The organism is Agromyces sp. S2-1-8 (assembly GCF_021129215.1).
GTDB classification, from domain to species: Bacteria; Actinomycetota; Actinomycetes; order Actinomycetales; family Microbacteriaceae; genus Agromyces; species Agromyces chromiiresistens.
The window spans coordinates 1377129-1397282 of sequence record NZ_JAJOLP010000001.1 but is presented as its reverse complement, the minus strand read 5'-3'; the positions used below and the strand labels follow the sequence as shown (position 1 = coordinate 1397282).

The window sequence follows — 20154 nt, the reverse complement described above, 5'->3', positions numbered from 1 at the left end:
GTGCGGAAGCGACACGCCCCGTGGAGACCGTCGGCTCCCCCGAACCGCGCTCCGCGGGGCGTTCGCGTTCCCCACCTGCACATAGTAAATCGAATGGAGTTAGTCGGCAAGGGGCAATTTGTCCGGTGACGTTGGTTCCGAGACGCGTCGCCGCGCCGCGGCGGCGCTCCTCAACCAGCTGGTGGATGCCGCCCCTCCGTCGGGGCGCCCCTCACCCCACTCGCGTCTACCCGAGCAGCAGCCGGGTCGCCGAGGGCGTGAAGCTGCGCTCGAGCACGAGGCTCGCCGCGCCGATCGCCGCGACGTCGTCGCCCACTCCGGTGCCCGCGACCTCGATCCTTCGCAGCGCCGCCGTCGCGCTGTACTCGTCGAGGCGCGGCGGAATGCGCTCGAGGTACCGCGCCTCCAGGCGCGCCCAGAACGGCCCGCCGAAGACGACGCGGTCGACGTCGAGCAGGTTGGTGAGCACGGCGACGGTGCGGGCCGTGCGGTCGGCTGCGCGGTCGAGGATGGCTGCCGCCGAGGCGTCCCCAGCGGCCGCGGCTTCGCAGAGCAGGTCGAACTGGGCGTCGATCTCGCGGGGCGTCTCGTGCGGGGCGGGCGCGAGCACGCCCGCGTCTTCGGCCTCGTCGACCATCGCCTGCGGCGTGATGGTGACCGCGATGCAGCCGCGCTGGCCGCAGAAGCACGGCGGCCCGTCGGGATCGGCGACGATGTGGCCGATCTCGCCCGCGTTGCCCGAGACGCCGCGCATGAGCTCGTCGTCGAGCACGAGACCCGCTCCGATGCCGGTGCCGATGTAGAAGAAGACGAACGATCCGGTGCCGCTCTCGCCACCGACCCACGTCTCGGCGACGGCGGCCGCCGTCACGTCCTTGTCGACGAGTACAGGCAGGCCGGTCGACCGCTCGAGCGCGTCGCGCAGGGGCACGCGGTGCCAGCCGTGCAGGTTCGGCGGGTCGACGATCGTGCCGCGCTCCTGGTCGATGGGGCCGGGGGCGGCGAGCCCGAGGCCGACGATCTTCTCGCGGGCGATTCCGGAGTCGGCGACGAGCTGTTCGAACCGGTCGTCGATGCGGGCCATCACGTGATCGGGGTCGGCGGCCTTCGGCGTCTTCAGCCGGCTGTGCGCGACGACCCGGCCGGTGAGGTCGAGCAGCACGAAGGTCATGACTGCGGGGTCGATGTGCACGCCGGCGGCGTAGAGCCCGTCGGGGTTCAGCCGCAGGATCGTGCGCGGCTTGCCGAGCCCCGCCGCGCTCGTCTTGCCCGCCTCGACGATGAGCGCGTCGTCGAGCAGGCGACGGGCGATGTTGCTGACGGTCTGCGTCGAGAGGCCGGTCATCTCGACGAGTTCGACGCGGCTGCGACCCTCGGGCGCGCGGCGGATCGCATCGAAGATGACCGAGCGGTTGAAGTCGCCCATGCGCGGCAGGTTGGTACCGCGGCGGGCGGCTGGGGCGGATGCCTGCGGCTGCGCCGGCGAAGCCGGGTCGGATAGCGTGGGTGTCGGAGCCTGTGCCATCTCGTGCCCCCTCCCCACGGGTTCGCTGCATCGCGAACCGCCTCCTCCGAGTTTGTCACATCGATGGAGAAATTGGGAGGGAGCGCTCTCACTATCTCGCCCGGTCGGTCGAGCAGGCGCGCAGCGCCGTATCGAGACCACCCGGTCGTGGTCTCGATACGCTCCTTCGTCGCTCCTCGACCGACAGAGCGCGCAGCGCCGCCTACTGCTCGCCGAGCAGCATGCCGCGTTCGGTCGTCTGCCGACGCAGCGCGTCGAGGTACTCGGCGTACGCCTTCTTCGTCTTCGAGTAGCCGATCGCGCCGCCCTTGACCGCGCCGAGCCCGGTCCCCTCGTCGAAGCGCAGCCAGGTGTTGCCGTACTGGTCCACCCCGATGTCGAACGTGAACGAGATGTGGAAGTTCTTGCCCGCCATCGCGCCGAGCAGCATCGTCTTCGAGAAGTCGCCGCGCTCGAGCTTGATGCTGCCCGGGGTCGGCTGCGTCGCCTCGTAGCCGAGGCCGCGCGAGATCTCGATGACGACGGGAACGGTCTGCTGGTCGTTGCCGGAGAGGATCAGCTGGGTCATGGTTCAGGCTCCCTGGTTCGGGTCGGTCGGCGGGACGGGCGGAGCGGGCGGAGCGGGCGGCACCGGAGGGGCAGGCGGCTCCGGCGCGGCCGGCGCGGCCGGTGCGGCCACTGCAGGCGGCGCGGCCGGCGGGTACGCGGCCGGCTGCGGCGGATACGGCTGCGCCTGCGCCGGGGGCGCACCGGGGTAGGGCTGCGCCTGCGCCGCGCCGGGATACGGCTGTGCCTGCGGCGGGTAGGCGTAGTACCCGGCCTCGGGCAGCCACGCGGCCGGCCCGCGCCAGGGCTCGGTGCGTCCGTAGCCCATGAGCGCACCCCAGATGAGCGGCAGGAAGACGTACAGCACCGTCCAGCCGGCCGATCGGCCGAAGCCCTTGTTGATGCGGTTGACGGCCATGATCAGGAACACGAGCGCGACGATGTTGCCGAACGGCACGAACGAGAGCAGCGCGATCCAGCCCTGGAATCCGGCGATCTCGAGCACGCGCCACGAGCTGTACACCGGCACCCAGGCCGGCCATCCCTCGTTGCCGGTCTTGACGAAGACCTTCGAGAGGAAGATCGCCATGAGCACGTAGGTCGCGATCGCGAAGACGAAGAGCAGGCCGTAGAAGAGCATGAGCGGCACGAAGACGGCGAACACGTCACCGGGGTTCGCCTGCGATTCGGTCAGGAACATCTCGGTCACTCCACGGATTCGGCCGGCACGACGCCGACGGTCAAGAGGTCGGTCGCGGCGGCGACGGTCTCGGGCAGCTGCTCGGCCGCGTCGCACTCGGCCGAGATGATCACGGCCTCGCCGACATCGGTGATGCTGCGCGCGATCACGGTGTAGTACCGGTCGCCCTCGAGGTCGATCGCGACGGCATCGGCGACGCCGGTCTCGACACCGTCGCCCGAGACGAGCGCGACGTCGTACGCGTTCGCCCGGTCGACCGTCGTGCCGAAGGTGGAGTCGATGAGCGTGAGGCTCGCCGACCGGTCGTCTTCGCCGGTGAGGTCGGAGCCGTCGCTGCCGTTCGTGTACCAGACCGAGCAGCCGGTGGCGGCGTTGTCGTACGTCATCGACGTGCCGTCGCTCTCGCCCGCGGTCCACGCGTCGTCGCCGGGGAAGCTCGAGGCGAGCGCCAGGTAGGCGTCGCCGTCGAGGTCGACGTCCCACGGCAGGTCGATCGGCAGGTCGCCCGCGGCGAGCGGGTCCTCCACGAGCGGGTCGCTGCTCGACCACTCGTCGCCGGAGCCGCCGGTGGTCCAGGGCAGCTGCGCGAGCGCGACGATCATCCAGATCGCGAGCAGCGGGATCATCACGATCGGCAGCGCCGACACGATGATCGCCGCGGTGAGCGCCCCCGCGAGTCCCTTCGGACGCTCAGCACCGGGAGCCGGCTGACCGGGCTCGCCCGGCACGGGCGGCTGCGCGGCGGGCGGTTGCACCGGCGGCTGGGGTACCGGGGGCACCGGCGCGGACGGGTCGAACGTCACGAGTCCTCCAACGGATTCCGTGCCGGACAGGGCACTGGGATCAGATGCTACTGTCCACCGCCCACTTGCACGATGGGGACCCCTGCCCTTCTCGAACCTCGTCGGTTGAGCAGCGCCGCCGCAGGCGACGCGTATCGAGACCCCCGGTGCGATCAGGGCTTGGTTTCGATACGCGTCGTCGCTCCGCGCCGGCGCTGCTCAACCGGCGGAGGTGATGCGCTTCGCCTTCGCGAGGTTGGCGGCGAGCTCGTCGCGGGTCTGCGCGCCGGACTCGTAGGCGGGCTGGTCGCGCTCGACCCGCCAGCTCTCGTCGAGCGGCCCGACGTTCACGGTGTCGAAGCCGAACTCGTCGTAGAGCGAGGTGACGAAGGCCGCGGCATCCTCGTGGTCGCTCGCCGTCGCGAGCGCGCGGCGGGCCGGGTCGCCGGCCGGGCGACCGTCGGTCGTGATGTCGGCGGCCGTGATGTGGTTGAAGCCCTTCGCGACGTGGCTCGTCGCGAGGTGCTTCTGCAGCATGCCGGTGACGGTGTCGCGGCCCTCGTCGAGGGCGGGCACGTGGCCGTCGCGCTCCCAGTAGTAGTTGTCGGTGTCGATGACGATCTTGCCCGCGAGCGGCTCGACCGGAATCGACCCGTACGCCTTGAACGGCACCGTGACGACGGCGATGTCGGCGGCGGTCGCGGCTTCGGCTGCGGTGGCGGCGCGGGCGTGCGGGCCGAGCTCGGCGATGAGCCCCTCGAGCGTCTCGGGTCCGCGGGAGTTCGCGATCACCACCTCGTATCCGCTCTTGACGGCCGCGCGGGCGACCTGGCTGCCGATGTGTCCTGCACCGATGATTCCGAGGGTGGTCATGGTGAGTGCAACGCCCACGCGCGCGGGTTGTTCCCGTGGCTTCGATACCGGGCGTCGCTCCGTATCGCCCCTACTCAACCGACGGCTGCGGTCGTAGGCTGACCGCATGGCTGCCGCTCTGGGGGATCCGGTTCGTCACGCACTCGAGTCGGTGCTCGACGCCGTGCGAGATCGCGCCGACGGGGCGGTTGCGTCGTACATTCCCGAGCTCGCGAAGGTCGAGCCCGACCAGCTCGGTGCGGCGCTCGCGAGCACGCACGGGGTGGTGCACGAGGCGGGCGACGTCGAGGCGGAGTTCACGATCCAGTCGGTGTCGAAGCCGTTCGTGTTCGCGCTCGCGGTCGACGCGCGGGGGCTCGACGAGGTGCGCACGCACGTCGACCTCGAACCGAGCGGCGAACCGTTCAACGCGATCAGCCTCGACGAGGCATCCGGCCGCCCTCGCAACCCGATGATCAACGCGGGCGCCATCGTCATGACCTCGCTCATGGCGGGCGACACCGCCGACGAGAAGTTCGCCGCCGTGCTCGCGGGCATCGAGCGGTTCGCGGGCCGCGACCTGCGGGTCGATGAGGACGTGTACTCGTCGGAGGCCACGACCGGCGACCGCAATCGCGCGCTCGCCTACCTGACCCGCTCGGCAGGCACCCTCGGGTCGGCGGTCGACGTGGCGACGCTCGCGTACTTCCGCCAGTGCTCGATCTCGGTCAACGCCCGCGACCTCGCGATCATGGCGGCGACGCTCGCGACCGGCGGCGTGAACCCCGTGACGGGCGAGCGCGTCATCAGCGAGGATGCCGCGCGCTGGACCACCGCGGTCATGACGAGCTGCGGCATGTACGACGAGTCGGGCGACTGGATGGTGCGGGTCGGCCTGCCCGCGAAGAGCGGCGTCGGCGGCGGCATCGCGGCCGTGCAGCCCGGGCAGTTCGGCATCGGCACGTTCAGCCCGCGCCTCGACGCGCGCGGCAACAGCGTGCGCGGCGTCGCGACGCTCGAGCTGCTGTCGCAGCGGCACGGCCTGCACATGCTGCAGCACCACGGGGCGCCGCTGTCGCCGATCGCGTCGCTCTCGCGCGACGGATCGGACGGCTCGGGCGACACGGTCGCGATGCTGCGCGGCGAGATCCTCTTCTCGGAGGCCGAGGAGATCGTGAGCCGCCTCGCTCCCCTGGTGGGCGATCATGGATGCCTCGTGCTCGACTTCACCGCGGTGACGAGGGTGGCCGCGGGCTCGCGCAAGATCTTCAGCGCCCTGCCCGAGACGATGGGCCGACTCGACGACGGCCGCCCGCGCGTCGAGGTGCGCGACCCCGACGGGGTGCTCGCCGGCCCCGCCGCCGGTTGACGAGCGCCCGACGAAGTCGGACGGCTCCGCTGGTTGAGTAGCGCCCGACGGAGTCGGACGCGTGTCGAAACCACGCCCCGCGCACACGTCTGTGGAGCAGCGCGGTCGGCCCGCAGGGGATCCCGTTCGCGAAGGCATGTGGACTTGTGGACTTGTGGCTCACCGACGTGTGGATTTGTGGACTTGTGGCCGCCCTCCCTGTGGTCATGTGGTCGAGTGGCCGGCCCTCCCTGTTGGTCATGTGGTCGAGTGGTCGCCTTCCCGAACCGCATCCCGCCCGCTGTTGCTCGGGAGCTCGGCACGTCTCAGCGGCACGTCAGGTGTCGCAGGCGATGCCATCTCCATCGCGGTCAAGATCGTAGACGTCGCTGCCAACAATCCACACGGGGCCGTCGACATACTCGGGGCCGTTGCCGCTTCCGCCTGAACAATCCACATCTGAGGCGATCGGCACGCACGCACCGTCGTAGTTCGAGTCGCAACCGCCGTCTGCAGGTGCAGGCGCGGGCGGCGGTGCTGGCTGGCGCGAACCGATCGCGATGACCTCGTCGATGGGCGTTACCGCCATGATCTCTCCGATCACCTCGCGAGCGGTCTCCACACCGTCGACGGTCGTAACGCGGATCCGAGTGACCTTCTCCCCGTTCACGCCGGCCGTCACGACAGCAGTGGTTCCGACATCCAGGTTCGGGTCGTCGACATTCGAGGAACCGTACGCGATCGGACTGCGCTCCTCGACGATGGTCTCCTTGACAACGGGCGTTGGCGTAGGGGGCTGCGTCTCAGGCGGGGTCGGTGTCCCCTGGCGTCTGCCGTCTGAGCTTGTCGCCGCAAATGGCACGGCCTTGTTCGTTGTGGGTTGATTCGCGGCCACCGCCGCGCCACCAATTGCTGATGCGAACAATCCGGCAAGTAGAACACCAGTCGCGACGCGGCGAGTGCGGATCTTCAGGCGGTCGGCCGACCCGTTGATCAGGGCATATATCCCGACAGCTGCTACCGATAGACCGGCTGCGACCAGCACCGCTGCCGGGCCGCGGCTCACCAGGATGACACCACCGATGATCACGGCGGTGATGATCACGGGTTTGCGCTTGAGGCGCGACCTCGCGGCAGGCTCCGCAGTCTCCGGACCGACTGCACTTGGCGTCAGAGACGACGTACGGTCGACAACCTCGCCCGACTCGCCGTCGAAGTAGTACGAGGTCCAGCGGGAGCCATCCCACCACCGGAGCTCGCCCGACCCGTCATCGAACCAACCTGCGCTTCCCCCGGCCATTGCGGATGCTCCTCTTCGAGTTGTCCGCGAGAGGCTACCGCCAGACGTCGTTGCCTCGCGCCTCCCAGTACTGGGGGCGTGAGCGGGCCAACGTGGGAGATATGAACGTCCCGATGACCCGATCAGGCACCGCCGGGGGTTCACAGCGCCGCGCGACCTCACGAGAATCGGACCATGGCGATGGGCTGGTTCAAGCGGGGGTGGCTGACGTTCATCCAGCACACGCTCAACCGGCTCACGCTGTGGATGGCGCGGCGCGGCGCGGGTCCGTTCGCGCTCATCCGGACCACGGGGCGCAAGAGCGGCCGTGCCTACGAGACGCCGCTCGTGCTCGCCCGCGTGCCCGAGGGGTTCGTCGCTGAGCTCACCTACGGGCCCGAGGTGAACTGGTACCGCAACGTCGTCGCCGCGAACCGGGCGACGGTCGTGTGGAAGGGGCGCGAATTCGAGGTCGTCGGCATCGAGCCGATCGAGACGTCGGCGGGCCTGCGCGCCTTCGGCCCGGCGAGGTCGTGGTTGCTGAAGCTGCTGCGGCGGCACGAGTTCCGGCTGCTGCGCGAGTCGAGGTCCGAGCCTGGTTCGCGGACTGGTGGCGGCGAGGCATCCGCGTCGTCGTGAAACGCCGCGCCGCGGCATCCGGTTCGTGGTCGTGAACCGGATGCCGCGGTCAGTGCGCCGCGTGCAGGTGCAGGCGGTGGGCGAGGCTGTGCAGGCGCCCGCCGCGCGACCCGCGCTCGGCGCGCTCGACGGCGTGGCGCTCGCCCTCGGTGCGGCGGCGCTCGTTCGCGGCGGCCGCGACCTCGGCGTCGTTGCGGTTGATGGTGGTGGCGATGAAGCCGGCTGCGAGGTCCATGGTTCCGATCCCTTTCGGATGCTTCGCGGCCGTCGTTCCGGCCGCCTGAGACCAGATTCGTCGCTGAGGTACCGGGGTCGTATCGGGCGTGTGCCGTATCTTCACCGAGACGCCGCCCGAGGTCTGCGTCTGAGGTACCTCAGGCCTCGCTGAGGTACCTCAGATCGGGCCGAGAACGGGCGCGACATCCCCTCGCCGCACGCGTGGCAGGTCGGTACCCTGAAAGGTGGAACCGGACCGGAAGGTGGTGAGTTCCATGGATGCGACGAAGCAGTGGAGCGTCACCGTCGACATCGACGAAGAAGAGAACACCACGATGGCCGCGGCCACGGTGCGCACACCCGCGGGGCGGGAGGTGACCGGCACCGGCAAGGCCGATCGCAATCCACTCGATCCGAACGTGCCCGCGATCGGCGACGAGCTCGCGGTCGCCCGCGCGCTGCGCGATCTCGCCGAGCGGCTGCTGCACACGACCGAGAAGGACATCTCGAGCATCACCGGGCAGCCGTCGCACGTGCATCGATAGCGCACGTCGGCAGCGACCACTGGCCGCGCTCCCCCGCACGCGCTAGCCTCACGCGCATGACCTGGATGCACGGCACCACCTCCGCCGGCGTGCCCTACACGGCCCGTTCAGCGACGCACCCCGAGGCGCCGATCGTCGTCGGCTGGCACCTGCTCGACCCGCCGTCGACGCCCGCCGCGCTGGCCGCCGCGCTGCCGCTCGACGGCCTCGACGCGCACGTGATCTATCTCGGCCTGCCGCTCAGCGGCGAGCGCGCGCCGTACGCCGACTTCGAGGAGTTCCTCACGAGCGGCATCGACATGGTGACCGAGTACTTCGGGCCGATGCACGAGCAGGCGCTCGAGGAGTTTCCGGCGGCGCTCGCCGAACTTCGCGGGGTGCTCGGTGCGTCGGATGCCTCGGCGCTGGCCGTGCTCGGCGGGTCAGCCGGCGCGTCGGTGACCGCCGAGGTGTTCGCGACGCATGCGGCTTCGCACGGCATCGCCGCGTGCGTGCTCATGAACCCGCTGCTGCGGCTGCGCCCGATGATCGACGCGATGGCCGAGTTCCTGCCGGAGCCCTACGCGTGGACGCCGGAATCGGATGCCGTCGCCGCTCGCATGGACTTCGTCGCGCGCGCCGGCGAGCTCGCGGCTGCCGGCGGGTCGCTGCTCATCATCGAGGGCGCCGACGACGAGCCGCCGTTCATCGACACGACGCGCGAGTTCGAGCGCCTCGGCATCGGCGAGGTGCGCTACGTCGACGGCGTCGCGCACGCGCTCGCCGCCTGGCCCGAGGATGCCGCTGCCGAACGCACCGACGGGGCGAAGGCGTACGACGTGATCGCAGTCGAGTGGCTCGCCGCGATCCTCGCGGACTAGTGCCACCGCACGGTGTCGAAATCGTGATCTTGGAGCTTCGCAGGATCCCTTAGAGTTGCACGCGATCCGGCGGAGAGAACCGTCCGGATCGCACGCCGTGTCGACGAAGATCCGCGAGGAAGCCAACGATGACCAACAACGCCCCTACCGCTACCCCACCCGGCTGGTACCCGGCGCCTGACGGATCGCCGGTGAACTGGTGGTGGGACGGCGCACGGTGGACACAGCCGCAGCCGCAGCAGGCCCGCCTGCAGCCCGACCAGGGACCGGGTGCGGTGAAGACCATCTCGAAGCTCGCGCTGGTCACCCAGGTGCTCCTGATCGTCTGCGTCGTGCTATCGGTCGCCACCATCGGCGTCGAGGCATTCGGCATCCTCGCGGTCGCCGACTTCCTCAGCGGCGACGACACGACCCTCGACCGGTTCGACCTGTACGACCAGGGCACGTTCGTGGTCAGCATCCTGTCGTCGGTCTTCCTCATCACCACCGGCGTGATCTGGGTGATCTGGCAGTACCGCGTCGCCAAGCAGGTCATCGGCCAGACGCGCCGCGCACCGGGCTGGCACGCCGGAGCCTGGTTCGTGCCCATCATCAGCCTCTGGTTCCCGTACCAGAACATCTCGGACCTCTGGCGAGCCGTCGGGCGAACCCGACCCTCGTGGCAGATCGCCTGGTGGTTGCTCTGGGTCGTCAGCAACTACGTCATCCAGGCTTCGACCCGCCTCTACCTGGCCGCCGAGGATCTCGAAACGTTGCGTGTCGCGATGTGGCTGAGCCTCGCAGGCGAGGTGCTCCTCGTGGCGGCCGCACCGATGGCGTGGCTCGTCGTCCGCGGAATCACCCGTGGCATCGTGCAGCGCGCCGCCGAGCCTGTGCACTCGCTCGCGGCCTGACGACCGCACCGCAACGAATTCGGGAGGCGGGGTGAGCGGCGACGCGCTCACCCCGCCCGCCAGAACTCCAGCTCGCTGATCGACGTGTCGTAGGCGCCTTCGTCGCCGGCACCCGACCACGTGGTCCTGATGGTGAGGGTGACGTGATCGGTCGAGCCCGGCACGACGCCCAAGCGGCGGAACCGCTGGAACGACCCCGCACCGGCATCGCCCAGCACCGACACCCGCGTGCCCTGCGCGGTCGCGACCTCGAGCTGCCGCGCCCGCGAGTTCTCGCGGTACAGGGCAAAGGTCTTCGCATACCCGTTCACGATGCAGATCATGCGCAGGTCGGTGCCCGGCTCGAGCGTGACCTCGATCCACTCCCCTCGACCGGTGCCGTCGGCGCCCTCCGCCCACGCGGTGCCCGCATCGCCGTCGATCGCATCGCCGGCCGGATGCCCGTGCTCAGCGTCGACCGCCATCGGGTCGCTCTGCATGTGGCCCGACGCCTCGACGGCGATCGGCGTCGCGATCACCAGATTGTCCGGATCGTCGCAGCTCGGCTCTGACAGCCACGTCTCGCGCACCACGGGGGTCAGCCACAGCAGCAGACTCGTGACGACCCCGGCGACGACACCCGCGACGACGCCGACGAGCGTCTGCGTGCCGAGCCCTGCCCACCGGTCACGGCGCGCGGCGGGTTCGGCGACCCCCTCGCTGGTGCTGTTGCGCTCGCCCGCCATGCCGACTCCCCCGTCGACTTCAGACATTAGGGATGTCGCGGACCCGCCGAAACCCCCATGTGCGGTGCGTTGGGCGCGAGCCTCAGATCCACCCCTGCTGCCACGCCTTCTCGGCGGCCTCGTGGCGCGATGCGGCGTCGAGCTTCGTCATCGCCGACGAGAGGTAGTTGCGCACGGTGCCCTGCGCGAGGTGCAGGCGGTCGGCGATCTGCTGCACGCTCATCGTCGAGCGGCTGAAGCGCAGCGCGTCGAGCTCGCGGTCGGTGAGCGGGCAGCGTTCGGCGGTGAGGGCGGCGGCGGCGATCTCGGGGTCGATGTAGCGGCGGCCGGCGGCGACGTCGCGGATGACGTGTGCGAGCTCCTCGGCCGGCGTCGACTTCGGCACGAAGCCGGAGACCTTCGTCGCGAGCGCCCGCCGCAGCACCCCCGGGCGGGCGTGCCGGGTCACGATGACGACCCGCGTCGAGACCTGCGCGAGGATGCGCGCGGCCGCCTCGATGCCGTCGGCGCCCGGCATCTCGAGGTCGAGCAGGCACACGTCGGGCCGCGCGGCGATCGCCTGTTCGACAGCTGCGGGACCGTTGTCGGCGGTCGCGACGACCTCGATGTCGGGCTCGAGATTCAAGAGCGCGACGAGGGCGCCGCGAATGAGGTGCTCGTCATCGGCGATCATGAGGCGGATGCCACGTGCCGCATCGTGCTCGACCGCGCCGGCCGGCGCGCCGCTCACGCCGCGACCCCCGCTCGCACGGGCACGGTGGCTCGGAGCTCGAACGTGCCGGCCGAGGCATCCTCGTCGTGCTCGAGCGTGCCGCCGACGGCGGCGAGCCGCTCGCGCAGGCCCGCGAGTCCCGACCCGGGCGCGCGCGACCCGGCGGCGCGAGGGGTGGCCGGCGCCGAGGCATCCTGGTTCGAAATGCCGTCGTTGACGATGCGCAGCTCGCAGCGCCCGCCCTCGGTGGTGAGCGCGATGGTGACCGTCGCGGCCTCGCTGTGACGCAGGATGTTCGTCGTCGCCTCGCGCACGACCGAGGCGAGCGCGCTCTGCGCGGCGGCATCCGCGGGCAGTGGACTGAGGCGCAGCTCGCACGCGGCGCCCGAGGCGGTGAGCACCTCGCGGGCGTTCTCGAGCTCGTCGTCGAAGGCGACCTGGCGGTAGCCGGCGACGAGCGAGCGGGTCTCTTCGAGGGCCTCCTTCGCGATCATGCGCGTCTCGTGCACGAGCTCGCGCGCGGCGACCGGGTCGATCTCGAGCAGGCGCTCGGCAAGCTCGGACTTCAGCGAGATGACCTGCAGGTGGTGCCCTTGGATGTCGTGCAGGTCGCTGGCGAAGCGCAGCCGCTCTTGCGTGACGGCGAGCTCGGCGGCCGTGCGCCGGTTGCGGTCGAGCTGCACGACGACCTCCCACCACCAGAGGCTCGTGAGCAGCATGAACGGGAGGATCACGGCGAACAGGCCGATCATGAAGGTGTTCGAGCCCTGCGGACCTTCGGGTGCCGGCGTGCCGTGCAGCGTCGTGAAGATCGCGACGTGCGCGGCCGTGAGGATGGCGCCGATCAGGAGGGTGAGCCGCCGCTGCGGCTTCGGCAGCAGGGCGGCGATGAGGGATGCCGCGGCCCACAGCGGCACGGCGGCGACGAGTGCGTCGCCCGGGGCGGCGAGGCCGACGAGCCAGACGAGTGCGGCGGGTGCGATGAGCGCCGCCGTCCAGCCGGGGTGTGGCAGCCCGCCCCCGCGTCCGACCCGCAGGAACCAGCAGTACCTGATTTGGGTGGCAGTCGCGATGATCTGCAGCGCGAGCACTGCGATCGCCAGAAGTCGGTCGGTCGAGTAGGCGCGCAGCGCCGTATCGAGACCACCGCCCACATTCACAACCGTCTCGAGCATGCTCAGCCCAACGATCAAATCGAAGAACCCGAAGAAGAACACGATCGACGCGAGCGTGTACAACCACGTCGTGTGCACGCTGCGAGCAGCAGGTTCGGCAGGCATGCGCCCGAGCCTATGCCAGTGACATTTGTCACGCCGGGCGCGTGCACTTTCGCACGGGAACGGGTGACGCGACGGCACTGACGCGGATCGCGCGGTTCTCGGAGGCTTGATGCATCACCGTGGTTCGTTCCCTGCCCGCAATGGGAACGACCGCACACCTACATCTCACCTAGTGAAAGGCAGATCATGCTCGACGCCCTCCAGGACTTCGCCTCCTCGCTCCCCGACTTCCTCCAGTGGTTCGGGGTGATGCTCATCTCGGCCGTTCCGTTCATCGACTCGTACTTCGGCTCGGTCGTCGGCGTGCTGATCGGGCTGCCGCCCGCGGTCGCGATCGGCGTCGCCGTGATCGGCAACGTGCTGTCGATGCTCGGCTTCGTGTTCGCCGCGAGCGGGGTGCGGTCGAAGGTGGTCGCGGGGAAGGCTGCGGCTGCCGGCGCCGGCTCAGCCTCGTCTGCTGATGCTTCGGCGACTGACGGCGTCCCTTCGCCGCGCCGCGAGAAAGTGCGCCGCGCCTTCGACAAGTACGGCGTCGCCGGCGTGAGCCTGCTCGGCCCGTTCGTGCTCCCCAGCCAGTTCACCTCCGCGGCGATGGTCTCGTTCGGCGCGAACCGGAATGCGGTGATCGCCTGGCAGATGGTGTCGATCGTGATCTGGGGTGTCGTGGCCGGGGTGGCGGTGTCTCTGGGGGTGGCCTTGGTGAAATAGCACCCAATGCGCTGACGGGCCGCGATTGCGACCCAAGGGACTCGAAGCAGCGCAGCCTGCTGGCAGAATGCGACGGTGAGATCTCTCAATTCGGCGCACGATGCGGGTGCAAAGATCGGGCGAAGCTATCCCGACGTGTGGGTTCCGGATGAAGTGTTGATGCAGGTGATTCGCGCGCAGATCCGACCGCAAATCAAGCTCCACAGGAGTGATGATGATCGTCACGCCGAAGAGCTCGGCAAGGTCGCTGGCGCCGTGTCTGTACTCGCCGTCATGGCGGTCATGTTCGCGGTCGTCCTGTACCTACCGGTGTCCCTCCCCGCGGTGTTCGAGCCAATCGTTGACGCAAGGGCGTTCATCAGTATCGGAGCCCTCGTGCTCGTGACGATAAGCGTGTTCGCAATCATCGCCCATCGCCGTGCCGAGCGTGTCGCGAAAGCTCGCTACTCGAAGACGGTGAAGGCGCTGCTTGCTTCGGCCTTCCAGGGAGCGCAAGCCGCTCTCGAGAAGCGCCGCCGGAAAGAAGGAATGCCGCTTGATCACGGTGTTCAGAGGGATTCACATCGCCCCGACCCGATGAGGTTGGGTGTGACACCACGCGGTGCGGAGCATCTTGTCGCTCAGTGGATGCGATATCTCGGCGAGAAGGGCGCTGAAGTTACCTCGTTTGGAGGCGACGGCGGTGTCGATGTGATCAGCGCCCGGTACATCGCTCAAGTGAAGCATTTCGGCGCGAATGTCGGCGTTGCCCCGATCCGCGAACTGGCGGGCGTTGCAGCGACGGATGGGCGAATCCCTCTGTTCTTTACGAGCACGGGATATGCGTCGGGGGCGGCGGAATTCGCTGAACGCGCCGGAGTGGCGCTCTTCGTGTACAGCGCCGAACGCGGTGAACTGTTCGGCATGAATGGCCGTGCGAAGACGATCATGACGCATGGACTCGGCTAGCGCGCGCCCTCTGCATTCGACGTCCGGCCGTCGCCACTAGCTACGCGCGTCGGCGACGCCCCACATCCATGGGACGAGTCCAGACGAGCCATCTGGGGCCGCCTGCTCGAGCGGATTTGAGGTCGCGACAGGTCCTCGGTCGCGCTATGGCCGGGGTCCTTCGTACTCGACCACGATGTCGGCTGCGCTCGAGAGGAAATAGTCGTAGAGGTGGGTTTCGATCGGGGACTCGATGTCGAGCGTCATTGTGACCACGTTGAGCAGGGAACCATTGTCACTGGGCATTGTTGTTTGCTTGGGATCTGACGCACGCACACGGCCGAGATAGTAGAAGTCCCGCCCTTCGGCATCGTCCTTCTTTGCGAAGAGGTGCAACGCAACTTGATGTTCGATGATTGAGCGCACCTCGGGACTCGCAAGGGTCCGCCTCGTCCGCGTAAACCAGTGCATCGCCGACTCGTTGAGAAACTCGTCGCCATAGGCGGTACTCGCGGAAACGGTCTCGTGCTTGTGGTACGTAACAAAAATTGGGCAGGTCTCCGACTCGCGGTCGACCTTGTATCCGTTGATGGTTCCTTCCTCGTTCTTGGACCAGTTCAGCAAACGGCAGACATCCTTGCGCGAGTATCGCCCGCCGATCTCTAGTCCGCTCACCCAGCCATGACGATGTCGCGCGAGGAACAGCCCAGTTTCGACAACGTCGCGCACGTGTGATTTGAAGAGCGAATCCGTGAGCAAACTCTGCATGTGGGCCGTCAATGCCAGACCATTCCCGCGTGCCTCAACCAACGGCACCCCATACTGCGCACGTTGGGGATCCGTGAAGAAGCCCAGGGTAAGGATGCGACTAAGCGACTCGAGGGTCGCAGCGTCAGCTGTGCAGTCACTCGCGGACAGCACATCAACTATCTGATGGCTTTCGAGCGAACTGTCCGCATCGAGCAAGGCGGATAGTACGACAAGCTCATGCGGGCGCTTTCCGTTCAACAGCTCTCTCGAGAGGTACTTCAGCGCCTTGTTCTGCTCGTCCGTGGCCAGGCGGTCTTCCTGCCGAACGGTGCTCAGCAGATGCCAGTAATTGTCTTTCGCGTTCGCGATCACCACCGGATCGGCGGTATCGAACCGTGCAAAATCAATCAGACGCGGCGGCTGACCCAAACGGCTCGCTAGCTCAGCAATAGATCGCTTCAGCGCCTGCATGCTGTCGAGCTTCGTGCTCGCAAGCGATGCGAAGATGCGCTCCTTCGAGACCTGGTCGAAATTCACACTTGAGAGTCCCGAGATCGATCCAGACTCCTGCGACTCAATGATGCTTCGGCGGATCGAATCCTTGTTCAGCGAGGTATTCCCGAACAAGGCGATCGGGATCAGATAGTTATTCGTGTAGTTGCCGATGAAGTCGATCACGACAAGGTGGTCCTTGCCCGAAGCCTTCCGGAGCCCTCGACCGAGTTGCTGAGTGAAGATGATGCTCGACTGGGTCTGGCGAAGCATCACCACCTGATTGACTGTCGGGATATCGATGCCTTCGTTGAAAACGTCAACGGTGAGGATGTAATCAAGTTCGCCACGCTCAAGTTGCTCGACGACAGCTTCACGAGCAGCGATCGAGTCGTCTCCCGTCAAGGTTCTTGTACGTAGCGGTCGCCCGTGAACCTGCCGCGCGTTGAGGAGATTCGATAGCTCTTCCGCTTCGTCCTTGCGGCTGCAGAACATTAGCCCACACACCGCAGTCCCAGCATGGCCGTACGTCGCGAGCGCGTCCACAATGTGATCGGCTCGCTCTGGCGCGACGAGCAGCCTCAGTTGGCTTGTGTCGTCGATGACCTCCCCTTCGAGCTCGAAGTCAGTGACTCCGAAATAGTGAAACGGCGCCAACATGTCCTCTTCAAGTGCGCGCTGGAGTCGAATCTCGTAGGGAACGTTGAAATCGAACAGTTCGAAGACGTTGAAGCTGTCTGTCCGCTCGGGTGTAGCCGTCACCCCTAAGAGGAACCTGGGCTTGAAGTGATTGATGAGCCGTAGATGTGACTCTGATCCCGCTCGGTGAACTTCATCGACCAGGATGTAATCGAACCATTCAGGGTCAATGCCGCTCAGAGTTTCCGCCCTAGCCAAGGACTGGATCGTTGCAAACACATAGCGGCGATCGAGTTCACGGCGCCCGCCGACGAACTTTCCAAAATCTGAGAGCGGCGCGTTCAGAACACGCTGGAATTCTTCGATTGCGCGATCAAGGATCTGCTCGCGATGAACAACGAAAAGCATCCGCTCTGGATTGCAGGTCTGAACGTCCAGCGCCGCCAAGATCGTCTTGCCCGTGCCCGTTGCTGAAACTACGACCGCTCGCGTCTCTCCCGCCTCGCGCACCTTGCGGATCTCAGCCAACGCTTCTGCCTGCATGGAGTTGGGAGCGATCAGGCCCGACCCCACGATCCGGCCGCTGGCACTCACCGCCTGCGCGCGCGGCGGAGGTACATACGAGCGTTCATAATCGTCGATCCACTCATCTGTGAGTGGTACAGCGCTCGCCATCTGTGCTTCGACCGCACGATCGAGCTGCTCAACGATGTCGCCGTCTGGCAGCGCCGAAAATCTCAGATTCCACTCTTGATTCTTGATCAGCGCAGACGAAGTCAGGTTCGAGCTGCCGATGATCGCGGTGGTGCTCCCCCGTTGCTTGAACAGGTAGCCCTTCGCGTGAAAGCCGCCTTGTGGAGGCTCAAGTACGTAAACGTCGGTGTTCGGCAGGTTGAGCAGTTCACGAAACGAGGCCGGTGAATTAAATCCCAGATAGGTGGAGGTGATGACGCGACCTCGACCGTGGAAGTCGAGCAGCGCCTGTTTCAGGAGTGACAGCGCACTTGACTCCACGAACGCAACTGAAAATGTGAACGAGTCGCTACGTCGAAGTTCCGCAGTAATCGCCTTGACCATCGTGTTGCCGTCGGCGTTTGAGACCAGCAACGGATGAAAGAGCTGCTCCGTCGTCTGAGAACGATCAAGAAATCCGAACGCGTTGTCGAGCCTGATACGCGACGAGAGCGAGTCCACGACCACCTACGCCGCGTGGTCCCGCATGATGCGCTCGACAGCAGGAACATCAGCCGGGGCCCAGGCCACACTGAGTAGCTCGGCGGCTGGGATCCATCGGATGTCGGAGTGCTCGGTGAGTTGTGGTTCACCGCTGACAAGTCTCGCGTAGAAAGTCGTGAGCGTGACAATTCCGAAATCGTATTCATGAGTTGTCGTCTCCACGTGGTCGCCAATCTCAACCACGCACAGCAATTCTTCCCCCATTTCGCGAACCAGTGCCTGCTGAGGAGTCTCGCCGGCCTCGATCTTGCCGCCGGGGAATTCCCACATTCCTGCGAGCGACATTTGGGGACTGCGCTGGGCGGACAGCACGGTACCTTCGCGCATCACAACTGCACCAACCACGTTGATCTGCTTCTTCACACTCGGCTCCCGTTCTTGCCCACCTCTGGTGCAGCCTACCGGCGGCCTCCGACCGATCAGCCCTCAACAAGCACGTGTTCTGCACGCTCACTCTGAAGGCAGCAACCCGCGCACGTAACCCCTGAGCGCCGGATCACACACGTACACATAGGTGCCCTTCATTCCCCGCGTGAGCAGCACCGCGTAGATGTTGACGATGAACTGCAGTACGTCGTCGGCGTCATACGTGAGCCCGAGCTTGGGGTTCGCCTCCTTGCCCTTCTTGTCGAAGTAGGAGTCGAGATCGGCGAAGACTCGGCCGCGAAGCGGGTCAAGGCGCAGGTCGGGGCCGATGATCACGCCGGCGTAGTTCAGGTCGTAGCCCTGCAAGGTGTGGATCGACCCGACCTCTTCGAGTGCGCCCGGCGAGTTGACCCAGTCGGTCTGGGTGCTGTTCCACCGGAGCTCGACGCCATCGGTCGAGATATCGAAGGCCGTGGCATCCTTCTTGCTCTTCCATTCCCAGGCGAAGCCAGCCGCCAGGCGCGCGAGGCCGTGCTCCGCGTCCCGCGCACGGATCGCCGCGTGCATCTCGCCGAGGTCGTCGAACATGCGCAAGTCGTAACCGGTGAACTCGCGTGGTTCGGTGACCTCGGCGCGGAGCATCCGCCGGACGAAATCGATGTAATCGGCGCCACCAGCCACGCGCATCTGCGAGGCGAGCGGGTAGAAGCGGCCCTGTTCCTTCGCCTGCGACACGAGCGGGCCGACGATGCCACTGGGCAGGTCGGCCGGGCGTACGCTCTGCGCCTGATCGAGCAGCAACACCTGATGGCGGCTCTTCGCGCGAATCCAGTCGAGCTGCGTCTTTGTCAGGTCGTCGGCGCCGAACAGCTTCTCATTGATCTCGCGGAACTTCTTGTTGAGCCTACCCGATGGCTGGTTCGCGCGATGGTTAAGCCGATGCGCCTCGTCGACGACGAGAAGATCGAACTGCTCATCGCTCTCACCGACCTGAAACGGCGTCAGCACCATGCCCTTCTCGAGCTGCGGCGTCTTCGCGAAGACCTTCTGCACCGACTTGCGCAGCGACTGCTGCGGGATGACGATGCCGATCTTGAAGTCCTTCAGCTTCTCGACGTAGCCGGCGGTGAAGAAGTCGGAGAAGAGCGAGTCGTTCTCGGTGCGGTCGGCGAGATCGGCGTGCTGGATGTCGCGGAGCAGCTTCATGAGGAAGATGCCCACGATGGTCTTACCCGTGCCAGGGTCGCCCTGCACGACGATCGTGCCCTCGCGCCCCGCTTCAAGGTCGTCGAAGAGCCCTTCAAGAATGCCCTCCATCGCGACCGCCTGCTCCTGATTCAGCGCTTTGAACGGCGACAGCTTGAACAGGTCGTTGTTCTCGATATCGGGGATATCGCGAGTGAACATTCCCGCGGCACGAAGCTTCTCGAAGATCTCGTCAAACGTTGCTCGATAGCGAACCCGGTCGTAGTAGTCGGCATCGGTGATGCCCTCGTTGCGGTTGACGACCGTGTACTTGCCGTCCCCCGCGAAGAGCCGGATCAGGTACGACTCGAGGTCGAGGCACACCGACTTGTTGAAGGTCTCGTCGATGACGATGCGCGCGGCCTCCAGGTGCTGCTTCGCGTCGGAATCGAGGTGCTGGCGAAGCCGACCGATGGCGTTCAGGGTCTCGCCGACGTAGATCTCGCGGTTGCTGCTGAGCGTGTACACGACCGGCCAGTTCGCGTGCCTGCCGTCGGGCTCGGCCCACGATTTGATCGCGGGCCGAGTGAACGGGAAGTGCTCGATCCTAAAGCTGGTCATACTTCGTGCTCCGCCCACGGGACCGTTCGGCCGGGTACTTGCGCCGCGTCTGCTCGAGCTTGTCGAGCACGATCTGGTCGGCATCGACGCCGAGCTTGTCGGCAAGCAACAGGCAGTATGTCAGCACGTCGGCGAGTTCTTCGGTGACACGCTCGCTCGGGGGATCCGGCGCCCATTGGAAGCATTCGAGGAGCTCGGCAGCCTCGATGCTGACGCTCTTGGCGAGGTTCTCGGGCGAGTGAAACTGTGCCCAATCTCGCTCGTCCACGAACGCCCTCAACTCGCGCATCACCCGTTGATCAGCCACGGTCGGAGCGTACACCGAGAC

At 67.0% G+C, this 20154-nt stretch carries 21 protein-coding genes; 7 read left to right on the top strand and 14 right to left on the bottom strand.

Features of this window, described 5'->3' with window-relative positions:
- Nucleotides 1-226: 226 nt before the first annotated feature.
- The 5 genes from LR269_RS06315 to LR269_RS06295 all read right to left on the bottom strand — a co-directional run bounded on the left by LR269_RS06315 (nucleotide 227) and on the right by LR269_RS06295 (nucleotide 4534).
- Nucleotides 227-1426 (bottom strand): ROK family protein, encoded by a 1200-nt coding sequence (locus tag LR269_RS06315; RefSeq protein WP_231429916.1) that lies wholly within the window; start codon nucleotides 1424-1426, stop codon nucleotides 227-229.
- Between the two features lie 301 nt (nucleotides 1427-1727).
- Nucleotides 1728-2093: a hypothetical protein gene (locus LR269_RS06310; RefSeq protein ID WP_231429915.1), complete on the bottom strand. Its 366-nt coding sequence runs from the start codon at nucleotides 2091-2093 to the stop codon at nucleotides 1728-1730.
- Between the two features lie 3 nt (nucleotides 2094-2096).
- The gene (locus tag LR269_RS06305; RefSeq protein ID WP_231432256.1) at nucleotides 2097-2771 is read right to left on the bottom strand and encodes a DUF5684 domain-containing protein; all 675 of its coding nucleotides are present in this window, start codon (nucleotides 2769-2771) and stop codon (nucleotides 2097-2099) included.
- Nucleotides 2772-2776: 5 nt separating this feature from the next.
- Entirely contained in the window at nucleotides 2777-3574 is a 798-nt protein-coding gene (locus LR269_RS06300; RefSeq protein WP_231429914.1) for a hypothetical protein, read from the bottom strand.
- 198 nt (nucleotides 3575-3772) lie between these two features.
- Nucleotides 3773-4534: an NADPH-dependent F420 reductase gene (locus tag LR269_RS06295; protein ID WP_231429913.1), complete on the bottom strand. Its 762-nt coding sequence runs from the start codon at nucleotides 4532-4534 to the stop codon at nucleotides 3773-3775.
- On the opposite strand from LR269_RS06295, the gene glsA reads away from it, so the two are divergent.
- The gene (gene glsA / locus LR269_RS06290) at nucleotides 4533-5774 is read left to right on the top strand and encodes a glutaminase A (RefSeq protein ID WP_231429912.1); all 1242 of its coding nucleotides are present in this window, start codon (nucleotides 4533-4535) and stop codon (nucleotides 5772-5774) included. The genes LR269_RS06295 and glsA overlap by 2 nt on opposite strands.
- A 316-nt stretch (nucleotides 5775-6090) precedes the next feature.
- Here glsA and LR269_RS06285 read toward each other — a convergent pair whose 3' ends face one another.
- The gene (locus LR269_RS06285; RefSeq protein WP_231429911.1) at nucleotides 6091-6858 is read right to left on the bottom strand and encodes a G5 domain-containing protein; all 768 of its coding nucleotides are present in this window, start codon (nucleotides 6856-6858) and stop codon (nucleotides 6091-6093) included.
- A gap of 369 nt (nucleotides 6859-7227) precedes the next feature.
- On the opposite strand from LR269_RS06285, the gene LR269_RS06280 reads away from it, so the two are divergent.
- Nucleotides 7228-7671, top strand: a complete 444-nt coding sequence (locus LR269_RS06280; RefSeq protein WP_231429910.1) for a nitroreductase family deazaflavin-dependent oxidoreductase — start codon at nucleotides 7228-7230, stop codon at nucleotides 7669-7671.
- A 49-nt stretch (nucleotides 7672-7720) separates the two neighbouring features.
- Here the strand turns inward: LR269_RS06280 and LR269_RS06275 are convergent, their stop codons facing one another.
- Nucleotides 7721-7906, bottom strand: coding sequence for a hypothetical protein (locus LR269_RS06275; RefSeq protein WP_231429909.1), 186 nt, complete (start codon nucleotides 7904-7906; stop codon nucleotides 7721-7723).
- 256 nt (nucleotides 7907-8162) lie between these two features.
- On the opposite strand from LR269_RS06275, the gene LR269_RS06270 reads away from it, so the two are divergent.
- The 3 genes from LR269_RS06270 (at nucleotide 8163) to LR269_RS06260 (ending at nucleotide 10185) form a co-directional block, all read left to right on the top strand.
- Complete coding sequence (locus LR269_RS06270; RefSeq protein ID WP_231429908.1) at nucleotides 8163-8432, top strand: DUF1876 domain-containing protein; 270 nt, start codon at nucleotides 8163-8165, stop codon at nucleotides 8430-8432.
- 56 nt (nucleotides 8433-8488) lie between these two features.
- Entirely contained in the window at nucleotides 8489-9292 is an 804-nt protein-coding gene (locus LR269_RS06265; protein WP_231429907.1) for a hypothetical protein, read from the top strand.
- Nucleotides 9293-9420: 128 nt separating this feature from the next.
- Nucleotides 9421-10185: a DUF4328 domain-containing protein gene (locus LR269_RS06260; protein WP_231429906.1), complete on the top strand. Its 765-nt coding sequence runs from the start codon at nucleotides 9421-9423 to the stop codon at nucleotides 10183-10185.
- A 47-nt stretch (nucleotides 10186-10232) separates the two neighbouring features.
- On the opposite strand, the gene LR269_RS06255 is transcribed toward LR269_RS06260, so the two are convergent.
- The 3 genes from LR269_RS06255 to LR269_RS06245 are packed head-to-tail and all read right to left on the bottom strand — an operon-like array spanning nucleotide 10233 to nucleotide 12902.
- Nucleotides 10233-10937, bottom strand: a complete 705-nt coding sequence (locus LR269_RS06255; RefSeq protein ID WP_231429905.1) for a discoidin domain-containing protein — start codon at nucleotides 10935-10937, stop codon at nucleotides 10233-10235.
- A 55-nt stretch (nucleotides 10938-10992) separates the two neighbouring features.
- Nucleotides 10993-11583 carry a DNA-binding response regulator gene (locus tag LR269_RS06250; RefSeq protein ID WP_231432254.1) on the bottom strand — a complete coding sequence of 197 codons (591 nt, stop codon included), beginning with the start codon at nucleotides 11581-11583 and terminating at the stop codon, nucleotides 10993-10995.
- Between the two features lie 53 nt (nucleotides 11584-11636).
- A complete protein-coding gene (locus tag LR269_RS06245; RefSeq protein ID WP_231429904.1) occupies nucleotides 11637-12902 on the bottom strand; it encodes a sensor histidine kinase in 1266 nt (421 codons plus the stop codon).
- Between the two features lie 249 nt (nucleotides 12903-13151).
- On the opposite strand from LR269_RS06245, the gene LR269_RS06240 reads away from it, so the two are divergent.
- A complete protein-coding gene (locus tag LR269_RS06240; RefSeq protein ID WP_308191622.1) occupies nucleotides 13152-13610 on the top strand; it encodes a hypothetical protein in 459 nt (152 codons plus the stop codon).
- Between the two features lie 75 nt (nucleotides 13611-13685).
- On the top strand, nucleotides 13686-14558 hold the full coding sequence (locus LR269_RS18985) for a restriction endonuclease (RefSeq protein ID WP_231429902.1): 873 nt from the start codon (nucleotides 13686-13688) through the stop codon (nucleotides 14556-14558).
- A gap of 144 nt (nucleotides 14559-14702) precedes the next feature.
- On the opposite strand, the gene LR269_RS06230 is transcribed toward LR269_RS18985, so the two are convergent.
- The 4 genes from LR269_RS06230 to LR269_RS06215 all read right to left on the bottom strand — a co-directional run bounded on the left by LR269_RS06230 (nucleotide 14703) and on the right by LR269_RS06215 (nucleotide 20115).
- Nucleotides 14703-17612, bottom strand: coding sequence for a DUF3427 domain-containing protein (locus tag LR269_RS06230; RefSeq protein ID WP_231429901.1), 2910 nt, complete (start codon nucleotides 17610-17612; stop codon nucleotides 14703-14705).
- A 6-nt stretch (nucleotides 17613-17618) separates the two neighbouring features.
- Nucleotides 17619-18017 (bottom strand): (deoxy)nucleoside triphosphate pyrophosphohydrolase, encoded by a 399-nt coding sequence (locus LR269_RS06225; RefSeq protein WP_231429900.1) that lies wholly within the window; start codon nucleotides 18015-18017, stop codon nucleotides 17619-17621.
- Nucleotides 18018-18104: 87 nt separating this feature from the next.
- On the bottom strand, nucleotides 18105-19733 hold the full coding sequence (locus LR269_RS06220) for a DNA/RNA helicase domain-containing protein (protein ID WP_308191621.1): 1629 nt from the start codon (nucleotides 19731-19733) through the stop codon (nucleotides 18105-18107).
- A gap of 79 nt (nucleotides 19734-19812) precedes the next feature.
- Nucleotides 19813-20115, bottom strand: coding sequence for a nucleotide pyrophosphohydrolase (locus tag LR269_RS06215; RefSeq protein WP_231432252.1), 303 nt, complete (start codon nucleotides 20113-20115; stop codon nucleotides 19813-19815).
- Nucleotides 20116-20154 lie beyond the last annotated feature (39 nt).